Origin of the sequence: Pantoea sp. 1B4 (genome assembly GCF_016925765.1) — a bacterium.
In the GTDB taxonomy this organism is placed as follows: domain Bacteria; phylum Pseudomonadota; class Gammaproteobacteria; order Enterobacterales; family Enterobacteriaceae; genus Pantoea; species Pantoea agglomerans.
Genome location: NZ_JAEUWZ010000001.1, coordinates 1,026,228 through 1,042,517 on the forward strand (window position 1 = coordinate 1,026,228; position 16,290 = coordinate 1,042,517).

The following is a 16,290-nucleotide window of genomic DNA, read 5'->3' on the forward strand; positions in this document are numbered from 1 at the left end:
CGACATGTTTATTCACCTTCATAACCGGGCGGCACAGGAGCGGCGTCCGGCAGGACTGTATTGTTATCACCCAACATAATGTGATCCAGAATCTGGCGCATGACGGTGCCGACAGCCGGACCGGCGCCACCATTTTCCAGGATAATGGTCACGGCGACCCGAGGTTTGTCATAAGGGGCAAACGCGGTCATTAATTTATGGTCGCGTAATCGTTCAGCAATTTTATGGGCGTTATAGGTTTCGTTCTCTTTCAGGCCAAAGACCTGAGCCGTACCGGACTTGGCGGCGATTTTATAGGGCGCATCGGCGAAGCTCTTGTGCGCGGTGCCGTTGGGCCGGTTCGCCACGCCATACATGCCATCTTTGGCAATTTCCCAGTAGCCGGAATGGATATCACCAATCGGGGCTTCAGGCGGCTGGCGATAAGGTACCAGGGTACGGCCTTCGCGGGTGGCGCGCAGCATATGCGGCACCTTGACGACGCCGTCGTTGATCAGAATCATCATCGCTTTGTTCATCTGCAACGGCGTGGCGGTCCAGTAACCCTGTCCGATCCCCACCGGAATGGTATCGCCCTGATACCACGGCTTTTTAAAGCGTCTCTGTTTCCAGTCACGGGTCGGCATGTTACCGGCGCTCTCCTGCGGTAAATCGATGCCGGTACGGCTGCCGTAACCAAATTTATTCATCCACTCCGACAGCCGGTCGATACCCATGTCATAGGCAACCTGATAGAAGAAGGTATCGGCAGACTCTTCCAGCGCTTTGGTGACGTTCAGACGTCCGTGGCCCCATTTTTTCCAGTCGCGGAAGCGTTTTTCTGAACCAGGAAGTTGCCACCAGCCGGGATCAAACAGGCTGGTATTACGGTTAATCACGCCAGCACTCAGGGCAGAGACCGCCACATAAGGTTTAACCGTCGAAGCCGGTGGATAGGCAGCCTGAATCGCACGGTTATAGAGCGGACGGTTTTCATCTTCCAGCAGGCCGCGGTAATCCTTACTGGAAATACCGTCGACAAACATGTTGGCGTCATAGCTTGGCGTTGAGACCATGGCGAGGATTTCGCCGGTGCGCGGATCGCTGACCACGACGGCCGCGCGACTGCCCGCCAGCAGGGTCTCGACATATTGCTGCAGTTTGAGATCGATAGTCAGATAGATATCACGGCCTGCCTGAGGGGACTCCTCATGCAGCTGGCGAATGACCCGGCCACGGTTGTTGACCTCAACCTCTTCAAAGCCGGTTTTGCCGTGCAGCAAATTTTCGTAATAGGCTTCAATGCCCAGCTTACCGATGTCGTGCGTCGCGGCGTAGTTAGGCCATATGCCCTCTTTGTCGAGGCGTGCAACGTCACGATCGTTGATTTTTGAGACGTAGCCGACCACATGCGTCAGCGTGGCACCGTAAGGGTAGTAGCGGCGCTGGTAACCTTTAACTTCCACGCCGGGGAAGCGGTACTGATTGACCGCAAAGCGCGCGACCTGCACGTCATTCAGACCGGTTTTAACCGGGATAGAGGTGAACCGACGCGAGCGTTTACGCTCTTTCTGGAAGTTTTCGAGGTCGTCGTCAGTCAGCTCAAGAATCGGGCGTAAGTTTTCCAGGGTCTGTTGCAGATTATCAACTTTTTCCGGAACCAGTTCTGCCTGATAGATGGTGCGGTTCAGCGCCAGCGGCGTGCCGGTACGATCGTAAATTATGCCGCGGCTGGGGGCCACAGGCACCAGTTTGATACGGTTCTGGTTGGAGCGGGTGCTGTAATCATCAAAGCGAAGGATCTGCAGGTGGTAAAGGTTAACCACCAGTACTGAAGAGAGCAGTAAGATACCGACGAAGGCGATAAAGGCCCGACGGACAAAGAGTTTCTGTTCGGCGCTGTAATCGCGAAAGGCGTTGCTTTGTAATTTCATCCGCTACTTGTCATGTCTGATGTGGGCTGATCGGTCATTCACGATGATAAGGATGATTTGTCGTTATGCTCCAGGCCCGATACAGACTTTCGGCTACCAGCACGCGCACCAGCGGATGGGGCAACGTCAATGCTGACAGTGACCAGCTCTGCTCTGCCGCCGCTTTACAGGCGGGGGCCAGGCCTTCAGGCCCGCCAATCAGCAGGCTGACGTCGCGACCATCCAGCTTCCAGCGTTCAATCTGCTGTGCCAGCTGCGGGGTTTCCCACGGATGACCAGGAATATCCAGCGTGACGATGCGATTGCCTTTGCCGACCGCCGCTAACATCGCTTCACCCTCTTTTTCAAGAATGCGTTTGATATCAGCATTTTTACCGCGTTTACCTGCGGTCACTTCGGTCAGCTCAAGCGGCATATCTTTCGGGAAGCGGCGCAGATATTCCATAAAACCGGTCTGCACCCAGTCAGGCATTTTCGTGCCGACGGCAACAAGTTGCAGTTTCACCGATTAGCCCCAGAGTTTTTCCAGCTCATACAGCTGGCGACTCTCTTCCTGCATCACATGCACGATGACATCACCCAGATCGACCACGACCCAGTCTGCCGCGCTTTTACCTTCAATGCCTAATGGCATCAGGCCTGCTAAACGCGACTCCTGCTCTACGTGTTCTGCGATCGAAGTCACATGACGCGTGGAGGTGCCGGTGCAGATGATCATGAAATCGGTGATGCTGGATTTGCCCTGAACGTCGATGGTGACAATGTCCTGGCCTTTGAGATCATCAATCTTATCAATAACGAACTCTTGGAGTGCTTTACCTTGCAAAAGGTTCCCCTTGGAATCTGGTGGTAACGAGCCGGCTGTAAGCCCGGAGAGTGCAGCCAAAAAATTAAGCGGCGTAGTATAGCATGCCCGGATCAGTCGCGATATAAGCCTTCGCGGTCGATATAATCGATAACCGCAGCGGGCAACAGATCGTCGCAGGGCTGATTTTGGTGGCGACGGCGGCGAATTTCAGTGGCCGAAATGTTATAGAGAGGGGTGTCCGCCAGCCAGATATGGCCTGCGGGCTGCTGATGCAGCTGCCGGATATCCTGAGCGAGGTGTTGCTCAAGCCAGCGCTGCATGTCAGGCGAGTCGAACCGGGTCGGATAGCCGGGGCGCTGGCACACCAGCAGATGGCAGAGTGACAGCAGATCCTGCCAGCGATGCCATTTTGACAAGCTCAGCAATGAATCCTGACCAATAATAAATCCCAGCGGCTGCTCTGCACCGCGTTCGGTGCGCCAGGCTTCCAGGGTGGTCACGGTCCAGGACGGCGTGTCGCGTTCCAGCTCGCGGGTATCGATCTCAAACAGCGGCAGGTCGCGGATAGCGCAGCGCAGCATAGCAACCCGCTGGGCAGCGCTGGCTTCCGGTTGCGGACGATGCGGCGGCACATTGTTGGGCAGCAGCGTCACACGCTGCAGGCCGGTCTGTTGCGCCAGCGCTTCGACCGGGCGCAGATGGCCAAAATGAATCGGATCAAAGGTGCCGCCAAACAGTGCGTGTAACTCAGACATGGGCAAAGCTCGTCGGAAAAGCACGACTGCTGAGCAGCAGCGTCAGGGTCTGTAACTGCGGCCACACCGGCTGTCCATAATCCTGCTTCAGGGTGATCTCAATCTGACTCAGCAGATGAATGGCGCGTTGCAGACGCGTGGCATCCACTCGTTGCAGCGCGTCGGTAAACAGCGCACGGCGATTCTGCCAGATGCGCTGCTGATCCATCAGCGTACGCAGCGGCTGCGCTGTCTGGTGGCGTTGCAGATGCAGCAGCGTCAGCAGATCACGCTGCAGCGTACGCAGCAGTATCACCACTTCGCTCTCTTCTTTCTCCAGCTGATGCAGAATATGCAGGGCGCGGCGGCTTTTTCCCGCCAGCAGGGCATCCACCCAGTGGAAAGGAGTAAAGTGCGCGGCATCACTGACCGCCTCTTCAACCCGGGGCAGTGTCAGCTTGCCGTCGGGCCACTGCAGCGAGAGCCGCTCAAGCGCCTGCGCCAGCGCCAGCAGATTGCCTTCATAGCAGTAACACAATAGCTGCACGGCTGCGTCATCCACCGATAATTTCAGCGCCTTAGCGCGATTAACGACCCAGCGTGGCAGTTGCGCCTGTTCAGGTGTCTGACAGGGCACCAATACCGCAGAGGCGGACAACGCTTTAAACCAGGCGCTGTTTTCCTGCGCTTTGGTCAGCTTCGCCATCCGGCAGATCAGCAGAATATCGGCGTGCAGCAACTGCGACAGCTTAAGTAGTTGCTCTGCCATCGCGGCGTTGGGGCCATTATCGGGGAATTGCAGCGTCATGGTCTGACGCTGAGCAAACAGACTCAGTGACTGGCAACTGACGAACAGGCTCTCCCAGTCAGTCTGTGCATCCAGCGTAAAACTAAAATGTTCTTCGAATCCCTGCGCGGTTGCGGCGACGCGAATCGCATCTGAACTTTCCTGCAGCAGCAGCGGTTCGTTACCGGCTAACAAATAACAGGCGCGCAGCCCCTCACGGAGCTGCGCGCTGAGTTGCTCAGGATAAATCCTGATCATTGCAGGCTGGTAGCAGAGGAAGTGGGCGCTTCCTGTGAACCCTGACCCGGCACCGGAATCACTGACGCCGGTAAGGTCTCTTTGCTGTTGATCTGCGCGGCGTGTACCGTCAGCAGTTTACGTACCAGCTGTTCAGCAGCACGCTGACGCATCTCCTGCGTAATCAGATCCTGCTCGGCATCTTTTGCCAGCGCAGCGTTCGGGTTATCGAAGAACGACCGATAAACCGTGGTGCTGATAGGATAGATACCTTTGCCCGGCAGCAGCACCTGCGCGGTGAGGGTCATCACCAGCTGATACTCGGCAGTGGTGCCGCTGATAAAGACCGAAGCCGTGTTACGGCCCGAGGATTCAGGCCCCAGGCGCAGCGTTGGAATATCCGTGCGATTCTGTTTGCTGTCTTCAACAATTTTGACATCGTTGATACGCAGCTGCTGACGCACAGTACGCGCCAGCGGCCCATAAGGATCGCCGGTTGAAACAATCAGGGTTTTCAGTTCGCTGGGCACCTGAGTGGTGCCGCGCGGATGAAAACCACAGCCAGCGGTGATCACCACCGCCAGCATGACAAACAGCCTGATAATCGGATGTCGCACAGTTCCTCCTGAACTTAACCTACGACCAGGTTAAGCAGTTTGCCCGGTACATAAATGACTTTACGGATAGTCACGCCGTCCAGATACTTCGCTACCAGATGCTCCTGCGCAGCGCGTGCCTGAACCTGTTCCTGTGTTGCATCGGCTGGCACGGTGATTTTACCGCGCACTTTACCGTTAACCTGAACCACTACCAGCAGCGAATCTTCAACCATAGCGGCTTCATCCGCAACCGGCCAGCTCGCTTCATCGATAGTGCCTTCGCCACCCAGCGTCTGCCACAGAACATAGCAGGCGTGCGGGGTAAACGGATAGAGCAGACGGACGATGGCCAGCAGCGCTTCCTGCATCAGGGCGCGATCCTGCTCGCTTTCCTGCGGGGCGCGTGCCAGTTTGTTCATCAGCTCCATGATCGCCGCAATGGCGGTGTTGAAAGTCTGACGACGGCCAATATCATCCGCCACTTTGGCGATGGTTTTGTGCAGATCGCGACGCAGCGATTTCTGCTCGTCATTCAGGCTCTCCACATCCAGTGCCACGGTCGCACCTTTCTGTGTATGCTCGAAGACCAGCTTCCAGACACGTTTCAGGAAGCGGTTCGCCCCTTCAACGCCCGACTCCTGCCACTCCAGCGTCATATCCGCCGGTGAAGCAAACATCATAAACAGACGCACGGTATCCGCGCCGTAACGCTCAACCATCAGCTGTGGGTCGATGCCGTTGTTTTTCGACTTCGACATTTTGCTCATGCCCGCGTAGATCACTTCGCGGCCCTGCGTGTCTGTGGCTTTAACAATGCGGCCTTTCTCATCCCGCTCAACCTCAACGTCAACCGGTGAAACCCAGTTACGCTCGCCGTTGGCACCAAGGTAGTAGAAGGCGTCAGCCAGCACCATGCCCTGGCACAGCAGACGTTTGGCTGGCTCATTGGAGTTCACCAGGCCGGCGTCACGCAGCAGCTTGTGGAAGAAGCGGAAATACATCAGGTGCATGATGGCGTGTTCAATACCGCCCACATACTGATCGACCGGCAGCCAGTAGTTTGCCGCTGCCGGATCCAGCATGCCTTCCTTGTAGCTGGCGCAGGTATAACGCGCGTAGTACCAGGAAGACTCCATGAAGGTGTCAAAGGTGTCGGTTTCACGCAGGGCTGGCTGGCCGTTTACCGTGGTTTTAGCCCACTCCGGATCCGCTTTGATTGGGCTGGTAATGCCATCCATCACCACATCTTCCGGCAGGATCACCGGCAGCTGGTCTTCTGGTGCAGGCATAACGGTGCCATCTTCCAGCGTCACCATCGGGATAGGGGCACCCCAGTAGCGCTGACGGGAGACACCCCAGTCGCGCAGGCGGTAGTTCACTTTACGCACGCCCACGCCTTTTGCCGCCAGCGAATCCGCGATGGCGTTAAAACCGGTGGCGTGATCCATGCCGTTAAACTCACCTGAGTTGAACAGCGCACCTTTGTCAGTCATCGCCGCAATGCTGACATCAGGAATGGAACCATCCAGATTCAGGATGACCGGCTTAATCGGCAGATCATATTTAGTGGCAAACTCCCAGTCGCGCTGATCGTGCGCCGGAACCGCCATCACAGCGCCGGTGCCATATTCCATCAGTACGAAGTTGGCAACCCAGACCGGGATAAGCTCGCCGGTCAGCGGATGAACAACAGACAGGCCGGTCGCCATGCCTTTCTTCTCCATGGTCGCCATATCGGCTTCAGCCACTTTGGTATTGCGACATTCAGCGATAAAGTCAGCCAGCGCCGGATTATTGACCGACGCCTGGGTCGCCAGCGGATGGCCTGCGGCAACGGCAACATAGGTTGCGCCGATAAAGGTATCCGGGCGGGTGGTGTAGACAGTGACCTTCTCTTCGCTGTCAGCCACATCGAAGGTGATTTCGACACCTTCAGAGCGGCCAATCCAGTTACGCTGCATGGTTTTGACCTGCTCAGGCCACTCTTCCAGCGTATCCAGATCGTTCAGCAGCTCCTCCGCATAATCGGTGATTTTGATAAACCACTGCGGGATCTCTTTACGCTCAACTTTGGTGTCGCAGCGCCAGCAGCAGCCGTCGATCACCTGCTCGTTCGCCAGCACCGTCTGATCGTTCGGGCACCAGTTCACGGCAGAGGTCTTTTTTATAGACCAGGCCTTTTTCATACAGTTTGGTAAAGAACCACTGTTCCCAGCGATAGTACTCTGGCTGGCAGGTTGCCAGTTCACGACTCCAGTCATAGCCAAAGCCCAGCAGTTTGAGCTGGTTTTTCATGTAGGCGATATTGTCGTAAGTCCACGGGGCCGGAGCGGTGTTGTTTTTCACCGCAGCGCCTTCCGCAGGCAGGCCGAAAGCATCCCAGCCAATCGGCTGTAGTACGTTTTTGCCGAGCATACGCTGATAACGCGCGATTACGTCGCCGATGGTGTAGTTACGAACGTGGCCCATGTGCAGGCGGCCAGAAGGATAGGGCAACATGGAGAGGCAATAGTATTTCTCTTTACCTTCCTGCTCAGTCACTTTAAACGTTTCGTTTTCATCCCAGTGCTGCTGCACACGGGATTCAATTTCTTCCGGGCGGTATTGCTCTTGCATGGCTGCCTGTGGTCCTTTATGAAAAACATTTTTCTGGCTCTAAGATCCGCATAGCATACCCATAAGGCCGCGTATCAACAACACTTCCCACTTTTGCCGGCACGATTTCTGCCGAAAGCGTCAGAGCCTTCACCCTTTTGTAATTCACTGTACAGACGACACGGCAAAAGCAACATTACGACTAAACTTAGTTCAGCGAGGGTCTGCATAAAGGAGAACAAAATGAATAAAGTGGCTCAGGAATATCGCGAGTCGTTAGCCGTATTGACCGAACGTCTTCGTCAGGGCGATCGTAACCTTGATGAGCTGATTGCCGGGCGACGAAGCCAGTTGCTGGTGCGCGATGATATGACGGAACAGGAGATTGACCAGGCGCTCAGCTCAGTGCGCCGTGATCTGGGCGAGTTTGCACGCAGCTACACCGATGTGGAAGAACCGCTGGCGGACTCACTGTTTATGCGCATCATCCGCGAGAGCGTCTGGAAAGAGCTGGCGGATATCACCGATAAAAGTCAGCTGGAGTGGCGAGAGGTCTTCCAGGATCTGCATCACCACGGGGTTTATCAGAGCGGGGAAGTGGTGGGGCTGGGCAATCTGGTCTGTGAGAAATGCCAGTTCACCCGGGCAATCTACACGCCTGAAACGCTGTCACGTTGTCCGGAATGCGGCAATGACCAGTTCCAGCGTCAGCCTTTCGAACCCTGATAGTGCGGCGTAGCTAAATGAAGCGGGCCACCCTGGGTGACCCGCCTGTTCGTCAGGTTTAGTGCAGAATTTTTGCGAGGAAATCTTTAGCGCGCTCAGACTGTGGATTATTAAAGAAGTCATCTTTGTTGGTGTCTTCGATAATTTTCCCTTCATCCATAAAGATCACGCGATTGGCAACCTTACGGGCGAAGCCCATCTCATGGGTCACCACCATCATCGTCATCCCTTCCTGTGCCAGTTCAACCATCACATCCAGCACTTCGTTGATCATTTCCGGATCCAGCGCGGAGGTGGGTTCATCAAACAGCATCGCGATGGGGTCCATACAGAGCGCTCGCGCAATCGCCACACGCTGCTGCTGACCACCCGAGAGCTGGCCGGGAAACTTCTCAGCATGGGCGGAAAGACCCACACGCTTCAGCAGCTTCAGCCCTTTATCGCGGGCTGCCGCTTTGTCGCGCTTCAGCACTTTCACCTGCGCCAGAACCAGGTTGTTGATAATGCTCAGATGCGGAAACAGCTCGAAGTGCTGGAACACCATCCCGACCTGGCTGCGAAGCTGCGCAAGATTAGTCTTTTTTGTTATTCACCTCGGTGCCGTTCACCGCAATCACGCCCTGCTGAATCGGCTCAAGGCCGTTCACCGTTTTGATCAGCGTTGATTTACCGGAGCCGGACGGGCCGCACACCACCACCACTTCACCGGTTTTGACGTCGGTTGAGCAGTCGGTCAGCACCTGAAAGTGACCATACCACTTAGAAACATTTTTCAGGCTAATCATTTAAACCGTCCTTTTTCTTTTTAGATAGCTGACCAACAGCGATGCGCTCAGGCTGATAACGAAGTAGACCAGACCTGCAAACAGAACCATTTCAACCTGGGTGCCATCACGCTCACCAATGGTGGACGCGGTACGGAAGAAGTCCGCCAGGCTTAAGACATAAACCAGCGAGGTATCCTGGAACAGCACGATACCCTGCGTCAGTAACAGCGGAACCATGGCGCGAAACGCCTGTGGCAGGATGATCAGTCGCATTGCCTGCCACTGCGTCATGCCCAGCGCCAGAGCTGCACTGCCCTGTCCACGCGAGATACTGATGATGCCGGCGCGAATAATTTCAGAGTAGTACGCCGCTTCGAACAGCGAAAAGGCGACCATGGCTGAAATCAGTCGGATATCCGTTTTGGGCGACAGGCCCAGCACCTGCTGCAGAAAACTCGGCACGACCAGATAGAACCACAGCAGCACCATGACCAGCGGCACTGAGCGGAACAGGTTGACGTAAATTTTAGCGAACCAGCTGATAGGCTTAAACGTCGACAGGCGCATCACCGCCAGCAGAGTGCCCCACAGGATGCCGAAGACCACGGCGGTAATCGTGATCTTAAAGGTGATCACTAAGCCATTAAGCAGATAGGGCAGGCTGGGTGTAATCGAACTCCAGTCAAACTCGTACATTACTTGCCTCCCGCATTGCCTGGCAGCCGGACTTTGCGCTCGACCAGACTCATCAACAACATAATCACCAGGTTAATCGCAACGTAGGCCAGCGTAATGGCGGTAAAGGATTCATAGGCGTGGGCAGAATAGTCGAGCAGTTTGCCCGCCTGCGCCGCCATATCGACCAGACCAATGGTGGAGGCGATAGCGGAGTTCTTCACCAGGTTCAGCATTTCCGAGGTCATCGGCGGCACAATCACGCGATACGCATTCGGCAGCAGCACATAGCGATAGGTCTGCGGCAGGGTTAATCCCATCGCCAGACCGGCATTCTTCTGTCCACTCGGCAGTGACTGAATCGCTGCGCGCACCTGCTCGCAGACGCGGGCGGCGGTAAACAGGCCAAGACAGATCATCGAGGAGAGGAAGAACTGAATGTTGGGATCCAGCTCAGACTTAAACCACATGCCGAGCTTTTCGCCCACCAGCTCGGGCGCCACCAGATACCAGAAGAAGAACTGGACGATCAGTGGGATGTTACGAAACAGTTCGACATAGCAGGTGCCAATGGTCGACAGCAGGCGATTAGGCACGGTGCGCAGAATGCCGAAAAATGAACCCACGCAGAAGGCGATAATCCAGGCGCAGCAGGAGACGGCAATCGTCACCTGAAAACCGGACCACAGCCAGCCGAGGTAGGTCGTGTTACCGAACGGGGCCTGTTCGAGGAATATGCCCCAGTTCCAATCGATACCCATAACGAGCTCCGGAAAAAAAGGGTAGCTAAGCTACCCTGAAGATTGATGAACGGCGTTGTATTTCCTGACTCAGGGGAACGACCCGTGTCAGTCTGTCTGTCCATGCCGCGGTTTCAGCAATCGAGAGGGCAGCCAGGCCGCCCTTGTTATACCCGTCGTCTTTCAGGCTGCATTTTTGTTGGCTACATTCACTCACCCGAATCACTTACCGGAGTAGGCTCATCGGGAGTCATTTTTCTGCTGCCTCAATGCAATCTGAAATCCATTGGGTATTTTGTTGTTAATTCAGTGCTTTATCATTTGGCGTTTTGAACAGCGCTTTCATGTCATCAGAGAGCTCAAAGTTCATGTTCAGGTTCTTTGGTGGAATCGGCTGTTTGAACCAGGTGTCGAACCATTTTTCTGCCTGGCCAGAGGTCTGGGCTTTAGCAATGGTTTCATCCACCAGGGCTTTGAACTGCGGATCATCTTTACGCAGCATGCAGCCATAGGCTTCTTTTGACTGTGGCGTGCCCAGAATTTCCCAGTTGTCCGGCTTTTTGGCTTTGGCGCGTTCGCCTGCCAGCAGGGCATCATCCATCATAAAGGCTACGGCACGACCGGTTTCCAGCGTACGGAAGGAGTCACCGTGATCTTTTGCGCTGATGATGCGCAGATCCAGTTTCTGTTCGTCGTTGAGTTTGTGCAGCAGCACTTCAGAGGTGGTACCTGAGGTCACCACTACGGTTTTGCCTTTCAGGTCAGTGAAATCTTTGATCGGGCCATCTTTCTTAACCAGCAGACGGGTGCCGATAACAAAAATAGTGTCTGAGAAGGCGGCCTGTTTCTGGCGCTCAAGGTTATTGGTGGTCGAGCCACACTCATAATCGTAGGTGCCGTTTTGCAGCAGCGGAATACGGTTTTGTGAGGTGATCGGGATCATTTTGACCTGCAGATCAGGCTTGTTCAGCTTTGCTTTAATCGCTTCAACGATGGCGTTTGAGTAAGCCTGTGAGTAGCCGACGACTTTTTGCTGGTTGTCATAATAAGAAAAGGGAACTGATGATTCGCGATGCCCGACCACAATGACGCCATTGTCATTGATCTTCTTCAGGGTGCCGCTGAGATCTTCCGCCTGGGCCGCTCCCGCCGCTGCGCTGATCAGCAGAAGAGATAATGCCACTTTGCGTAGTTGCATGTTCCAACTCCTTCGTATGAAAAAGGCACAGGATATAACCTGCGCTGATTATGATGTTGTGTCTGTTTTCTGCTGCGTTTCTGCTCATTCTGCGGTTTAAACGGGCGCAGAAGAGTCATTAACATAGCGGATTGTTAACGCAATGAAACAAAAAAGTTTCTTTTTTTGCGAGGTGATGCGCACCAAAAAAAGGCAATTTTTTCACCCTGCGCGTTAATGGTGCAGCAGCGTCAATTGTTTTGGTGCAACCCGCCCGGCATCAGCGCCTGCAATCAGCCTGTTTGCGAAAAGCAGTGAAACATTTTGCAATCATCGTGCCAGAAAGAGGTTATGGGTTAGAAAGACAGCAGAGTGTGCGGCGTGGGGAGTGAAAAAAACCGGAGAGTCACCATGAAAAAGGCGAAGCACGTGCTTCGCCTTCAGTGAGCACAGGAGGGGAGGTTATCGACGACGGCGCAGGAGTGCTATCACCGCCGCCAGCAGCGTCAGTGACCACACTGGCCAGATGCCAGCCCGCGCATACGGGGTTTCTCCCTGCGTTGGCGTAACCTTGCTGGTCAGCACATCGCGGGTAAACTGCGGCAGCATGGCTTCCACATCACCACTGGCATTGACCACCGCCGTCACACCATTATTGGTGCTGCGCAACAGCGGACGTCCCAGTTCCAGCGCACGCATCCTCGCCATCTGGAAGTGCTGCCATGGGCCGATAGAGTGACCAAACCAGGCATCGTTCGAAACGGTCAACAGGAAGTTGGTGTCGGGATGGAAGTTGGCCCGCACCTGTTCACCCAGCACGATCTCATAACAGATGGCGCTGGTCAGGTTATAGCCCGCCACGCTGAGTTGCGGCTGGAGGTAGTTGCCACGACTGAATGCCGACATCGGCAGATCGAAGAACGGGGCCAGCGGACGCAGCAGATCGGCCAGCGGCACAAATTCGCCAAACGGCACCAGGTGATTCTTCTGGTAACGATTGCCGCTGAAGTAGTTGTACGGCGCTTTACCGCCCAGCACGATTACGGTGTTGTAATCGTGATATCGGTTCTGCTCCAGCCGGGAGTCCACAATGCCGGTGATCAGCGAACTGCCGCGCTCACGCAGTTCGTCATCCAGCGAACGCAGGAACGGCTGCTGATTACTCTCCAGATCGGTAATTGCCGATTCAGGCCAGATAATAATCGGCGCTTTGCCCATCAGCGGCTGACTCAGACCGTTGTAAATGCGCAGGGTAGTGAGCAGCTGCTGCGGATCCCACTTCATCGATTGCGGGATGTTTCCCTGCACCAGCGCCACCTCGACGGCCCGCTCGGGCATCGGCTGAACCCACTGGATGTAGCGCAACGGCCATGGCAATGCCAGCAGCAGCAGCGCTGCTACCAGACTTCTGACGTTGCGCTGTTGCAGGGCATAAGCCAGCAGGCCAGCCACCACCATCAGCAGGAAGGTCAGCGTCTCTACGCCCGCCAGTGGGGCCAGGCCTTTTAACGGGCCATCGATCTGGCTGTAACCAAACTGCAGCCACGGAAAGCCGGTCAGCACCCAGCCGCGCAGGAACTCGGTGATCTGCCACAATGCCGGTGCCGCCAGCGCCAGGCGCCACAGCGTCGTTCGCGGCCAGATGCGATTCAGTACGCCGGCAAACAGCGCCGGGTAGATCGCCAGATAAGCCGCCAGCAGCGCTACGATAAAGACATTGACCGGGCCAGGCATGCCGCCAAAGGTGGCGACACTGACATAAACCCAGTTGATGCCACTGCCGAACAGACCTAAACCCCAGACAAACCCAATGGCGCTGGCCTGCGGGCTGGAGCGGTTAAGAGTCAACAGCTGTAAGCCACACAGCGAGAGCAGTGCAGCGGGCCAGAAATCGTAGGGAGAAAAGGCGAGGGTGCCAAGTGCACCCGTTATTAAAGCCAGCAGCAGGCGAACCCGCTGACGCGGGTAGAGTGAGGCTAAAGCCATAGACTTATTCGTCTTCCAGTTGAGGTTGTGGCGAATTTTCCGGAATAGTCACGTGAACCTGGATGATGCGGCGGCTGTCAGCCATCGCCACCTTGAACTGGTAACCCTCAATCTCGATGCTTTCACCGCGAGCGGGCAGATGACCGAAGCCCTGCATCACCAGACCACCGATGGTGTCGACTTCATCGTCACTGAACTGGGTGCCAAACACCTCGTTGAAATCTTCAATGGCGGTCAGTGCACGCACTGTAAAGGTGTGACGGTTGAGCTGACGGATATCACGATCTTCTTCGTCGTCATACTCATCTTCAATTTCACCGACGATCAGCTCCAGGATGTCTTCAATGGTCACCAGACCGGAGACACCGCCAAACTCATCAATGACGATCGCCATGTGGTAACGCTGGGAGCGGAACTCTTTCAGCATCCGGTCGACACGCTTACTTTCAGGCACAACCACCGCAGGACGCAGCACTTTCTCAATGCTGAAAGGCTCAGATTCGCTGCTCATAAACGGCAGCAGATCTTTCGCCATCAGAATCCCTTCCACATGATCTTTATCTTCGCTGATCACCGGGAAACGAGAATGGGCGGATTCGATGATGACATCCAGACACTCTTCGAGGCTCTGATTACGTTTCAGGGTGATCATTTGCGAGCGCGGGATCATGATGTCACGCACGCGCTGCTCCGCAATATCCAGTACCCCTTCGAGCATGTCGCGGGTGTCCTGGTCAATCAGCTCTTTGTTATTCGAGTCGCGGATCAGCTCCAGTAGCTCATCACGGCTTTTTGGTTCACCGTGAAAGAGTTGGTTGATCAACAGGGAGAAAAATCCCTTTTTACTACTGGGTGCATCGCTGTTTTGAGAATGGTCGTCGCTCATGGCGGTTTTTAAAGATCTCTCTGGTGAGGAATGGGTGCTGTCAGTAGCCTGTACTGACAGCAGGATTGACTGAATTCAGGATTCAGGCGTCTTCTTTCTCCGAAATGTACGGATCAGGATACCCAAGAGCAAGCATTATCTCGGTCTCCAGCCCTTCCATCTCGTCCGCTTCGTCGTCTTCAATATGGTCGTAACCCAGCAGATGCAGCGTGCCGTGTACCACCATATGTGCCCAGTGGGCTTCAACGCTTTTACCCTGTTCAGCGGCTTCCTGCTCAACGACCTGGCGGCAGATGATCAGATCGCCCAGCAGCGGCAGCTCAATGCCCGGCGGTGCTTCAAACGGGAAAGAGAGGACGTTGGTCGGCTTGTCTTTGCCGCGATAAGTCAGATTAAGCTCATGACTCTCCGCTTCATCAACCAGACGCACCGTAACTTCGCTTTCCGGCTGAAAAGGGGTGACAGCCGCTGACAGCCAGCGATGAAACTGGCTTTCATCAGGCAGGTCAGCGGTGTTGTCACAGGCGACCTGCAGGTCGAGAATCACCTCGCTCATTTGCTCTCCTGCGTGGCGCTCTGTGCAGCCAGTGCTTCACGTTTACGCTCTTCGGCCTGCTGGTCACGACGGGTCTGATCGGCCGCTTCCCAGGCTTCATAGGCAGTGACAATGCGGGCAACTACCGGATGGCGCACCACATCTTCGCTGTGGAAGAAGTTGAAGCTGATCTCTTCAACGTCCGCCAGCACCTCAATGGCATGACGCAGGCCTGACTTGACGTGACGCGGCAGGTCAATCTGGGTAACGTCGCCGGTAATCACCGCTTTAGAGTTAAAGCCGATACGCGTCAGGAACATCTTCATCTGCTCGATGGTGGTGTTCTGGCTCTCATCAAGAATGATAAACGCATCGTTCAGGGTACGACCACGCATGTAGGCCAGCGGGGCGACTTCAATGACGTTGCGCTCCATCAGCTTTTCCACCCGCTCGAAGCCGAGCATTTCGAACAGCGCATCGTAGAGCGGACGCAGATAAGGGTCGACTTTCTGGCTCAGATCGCCAGGCAGAAAGCCGAGCTTTTCACCCGCTTCGACGGCAGGGCGGGTCAGCATGATGCGGCGAATCTCCTGACGCTCCAGCGCATCCACTGCCGCGGCTACCGCCAGATAGGTTTTACCGGTACCCGCCGGGCCGACACCAAAGGTGATATCGTGGTCGAGCACATTAGCGATGTACTGGGCCTGGTTTGGGGTGCGCGGCTTGATCACACCGCGTTTGGTCTTGATATTGACCGCTTTACCGTACTCCGGCACGCTCTCAGCGGTTTGCTCCAGTACCCGGCTCTCTTTGATCGCCAGGTGAATCTGATCAGGCTCGATATCCGGGATGTCGCCACGCACAGGCGCGGTATCGACATAGAGGGTTTTCAGAATATCTGCTGCGGCATTGACGCAAAGTGGACGTCCTGACAGCTTAAAAACGTTGTCGCGACGATTGATCTCAATGCCCAGACGACGCTCAAGCTGTTTTACATTATCGTCGAAAGGCCCACACAGGCTCATCAGACGACGGTTATCAGCCGGTTCAAGGGCGATTTCACGAGTTTCGATATTCAAACGAATCCTTTGGGTCACTCAGGGCCAGTTATGGGATGTGTCTGAC

14 protein-coding genes and 2 pseudogenes are annotated in these 16,290 nt (G+C 55.3%); 1 reads left to right on the plus strand and 15 read right to left on the minus strand.

The genetic code is table 11. The features are described 5' to 3' along the window. Positions 1-8: 8 nt before the first annotated feature. The 7 genes and pseudogenes from mrdA to leuS all read right to left on the minus strand — a co-directional run bounded on the left by mrdA (position 9) and on the right by leuS (position 7,694). Positions 9-1,913 (minus strand): peptidoglycan DD-transpeptidase MrdA, encoded by a 1,905-nt coding sequence (mrdA, locus tag JNO11_RS04995; RefSeq protein WP_010258971.1) that lies wholly within the window; start codon positions 1,911-1,913, stop codon positions 9-11. 34 nt (positions 1,914-1,947) lie between these two features. After that, a complete protein-coding gene (gene rlmH / locus JNO11_RS05000) occupies positions 1,948-2,418 on the minus strand; it encodes a 23S rRNA (pseudouridine(1915)-N(3))-methyltransferase RlmH (protein ID WP_010258969.1) in 471 nt (156 codons plus the stop codon). Positions 2,419-2,421: 3 nt separating this feature from the next. Continuing rightward, complete coding sequence (gene rsfS / locus JNO11_RS05005; RefSeq protein ID WP_010258968.1) at positions 2,422-2,739, minus strand: ribosome silencing factor; 318 nt, start codon at positions 2,737-2,739, stop codon at positions 2,422-2,424. A 92-nt stretch (positions 2,740-2,831) separates the two neighbouring features. Next, complete coding sequence (gene nadD, locus JNO11_RS05010) at positions 2,832-3,476, minus strand: nicotinate-nucleotide adenylyltransferase (protein ID WP_163637361.1); 645 nt, start codon at positions 3,474-3,476, stop codon at positions 2,832-2,834. Further along, positions 3,469-4,500: a DNA polymerase III subunit delta gene (gene holA / locus JNO11_RS05015; protein WP_182504484.1), complete on the minus strand. Its 1,032-nt coding sequence runs from the start codon at positions 4,498-4,500 to the stop codon at positions 3,469-3,471. The genes nadD and holA overlap by 8 nt, the downstream gene beginning before the upstream one ends. Further along, positions 4,497-5,096, minus strand: a complete 600-nt coding sequence (lptE, locus tag JNO11_RS05020; protein WP_010258965.1) for an LPS assembly lipoprotein LptE — start codon at positions 5,094-5,096, stop codon at positions 4,497-4,499. The genes holA and lptE overlap by 4 nt, the downstream gene beginning before the upstream one ends. A gap of 14 nt (positions 5,097-5,110) precedes the next feature. Next, positions 5,111-7,694 (minus strand): annotated as a pseudogene (leuS, locus tag JNO11_RS05025) (leucine--tRNA ligase). 222 nt (positions 7,695-7,916) lie between these two features. On the opposite strand from leuS, the gene JNO11_RS05030 reads away from it, so the two are divergent. Then, on the plus strand, positions 7,917-8,399 hold the full coding sequence (locus JNO11_RS05030; RefSeq protein ID WP_010258963.1) for a zinc ribbon-containing protein: 483 nt from the start codon (positions 7,917-7,919) through the stop codon (positions 8,397-8,399). A gap of 58 nt (positions 8,400-8,457) precedes the next feature. On the opposite strand, the pseudogene JNO11_RS05035 reads toward JNO11_RS05030, so the two are convergent. The 8 genes and pseudogenes from JNO11_RS05035 to JNO11_RS05070 all read right to left on the minus strand — a co-directional run bounded on the left by JNO11_RS05035 (position 8,458) and on the right by JNO11_RS05070 (position 16,244). After that, a pseudogene (locus JNO11_RS05035) lies at positions 8,458-9,184 on the minus strand (amino acid ABC transporter ATP-binding protein). Beyond that, positions 9,185-9,862 carry a glutamate/aspartate ABC transporter permease GltK gene (gltK, locus tag JNO11_RS05040; RefSeq protein ID WP_010258961.1) on the minus strand — a complete coding sequence of 226 codons (678 nt, stop codon included), beginning with the start codon at positions 9,860-9,862 and terminating at the stop codon, positions 9,185-9,187. Continuing rightward, the gene (locus tag JNO11_RS05045; protein WP_010258960.1) at positions 9,862-10,602 is read right to left on the minus strand and encodes an amino acid ABC transporter permease; all 741 of its coding nucleotides are present in this window, start codon (positions 10,600-10,602) and stop codon (positions 9,862-9,864) included. Before JNO11_RS05045 ends, gltK begins: the two co-directional genes overlap by 1 nt. 280 nt (positions 10,603-10,882) lie before the next feature. After that, positions 10,883-11,779 carry an amino acid ABC transporter substrate-binding protein gene (locus tag JNO11_RS05050; protein WP_325177032.1) on the minus strand — a complete coding sequence of 299 codons (897 nt, stop codon included), beginning with the start codon at positions 11,777-11,779 and terminating at the stop codon, positions 10,883-10,885. Between the two features lie 441 nt (positions 11,780-12,220). Next, positions 12,221-13,744, minus strand: a complete 1,524-nt coding sequence (gene lnt / locus JNO11_RS05055; protein WP_010258955.1) for an apolipoprotein N-acyltransferase — start codon at positions 13,742-13,744, stop codon at positions 12,221-12,223. A 4-nt stretch (positions 13,745-13,748) separates the two neighbouring features. Further along, positions 13,749-14,630 carry a CNNM family magnesium/cobalt transport protein CorC gene (gene corC / locus JNO11_RS05060; protein WP_008925004.1) on the minus strand — a complete coding sequence of 294 codons (882 nt, stop codon included), beginning with the start codon at positions 14,628-14,630 and terminating at the stop codon, positions 13,749-13,751. 82 nt (positions 14,631-14,712) lie between these two features. Further along, positions 14,713-15,186: an rRNA maturation RNase YbeY gene (ybeY, locus tag JNO11_RS05065; RefSeq protein ID WP_033785461.1), complete on the minus strand. Its 474-nt coding sequence runs from the start codon at positions 15,184-15,186 to the stop codon at positions 14,713-14,715. Continuing rightward, complete coding sequence (locus JNO11_RS05070) at positions 15,183-16,244, minus strand: PhoH family protein (protein ID WP_010258952.1); 1,062 nt, start codon at positions 16,242-16,244, stop codon at positions 15,183-15,185. Before JNO11_RS05070 ends, ybeY begins: the two co-directional genes overlap by 4 nt. Positions 16,245-16,290 lie beyond the last annotated feature (46 nt).

Bases quoted from the DNA above. Each gene is read 5' to 3' on its own strand.
- mrdA (WP_010258971.1), bottom strand. From the start codon at position 1,913: ATGAAATTACAAAGCAACGCCTTTCGCGATTACAGCGCCGAACAGAAA.
- nadD (WP_163637361.1), bottom strand. From the start codon at position 3,476: ATGTCTGAGTTACACGCACTGTTTGGCGGCACCTTTGATCCGATTCAT.
- holA (WP_182504484.1), bottom strand. From the start codon at position 4,500: ATGATCAGGATTTATCCTGAGCAACTCAGCGCGCAGCTCCGTGAGGGG.
- JNO11_RS05030 (WP_010258963.1), top strand. From the start codon at position 7,917: ATGAATAAAGTGGCTCAGGAATATCGCGAGTCGTTAGCCGTATTGACC.
- gltK (WP_010258961.1), bottom strand. From the start codon at position 9,862: ATGTACGAGTTTGACTGGAGTTCGATTACACCCAGCCTGCCCTATCTG.
- JNO11_RS05045 (WP_010258960.1), bottom strand. From the start codon at position 10,602: ATGGGTATCGATTGGAACTGGGGCATATTCCTCGAACAGGCCCCGTTC.
- JNO11_RS05050 (WP_325177032.1), bottom strand. From the start codon at position 11,779: ATGCAACTACGCAAAGTGGCATTATCTCTTCTGCTGATCAGCGCAGCG.
- lnt (WP_010258955.1), bottom strand. From the start codon at position 13,744: ATGGCTTTAGCCTCACTCTACCCGCGTCAGCGGGTTCGCCTGCTGCTG.
- corC (WP_008925004.1), bottom strand. From the start codon at position 14,630: ATGAGCGACGACCATTCTCAAAACAGCGATGCACCCAGTAGTAAAAAG.
- ybeY (WP_033785461.1), bottom strand. From the start codon at position 15,186: ATGAGCGAGGTGATTCTCGACCTGCAGGTCGCCTGTGACAACACCGCT.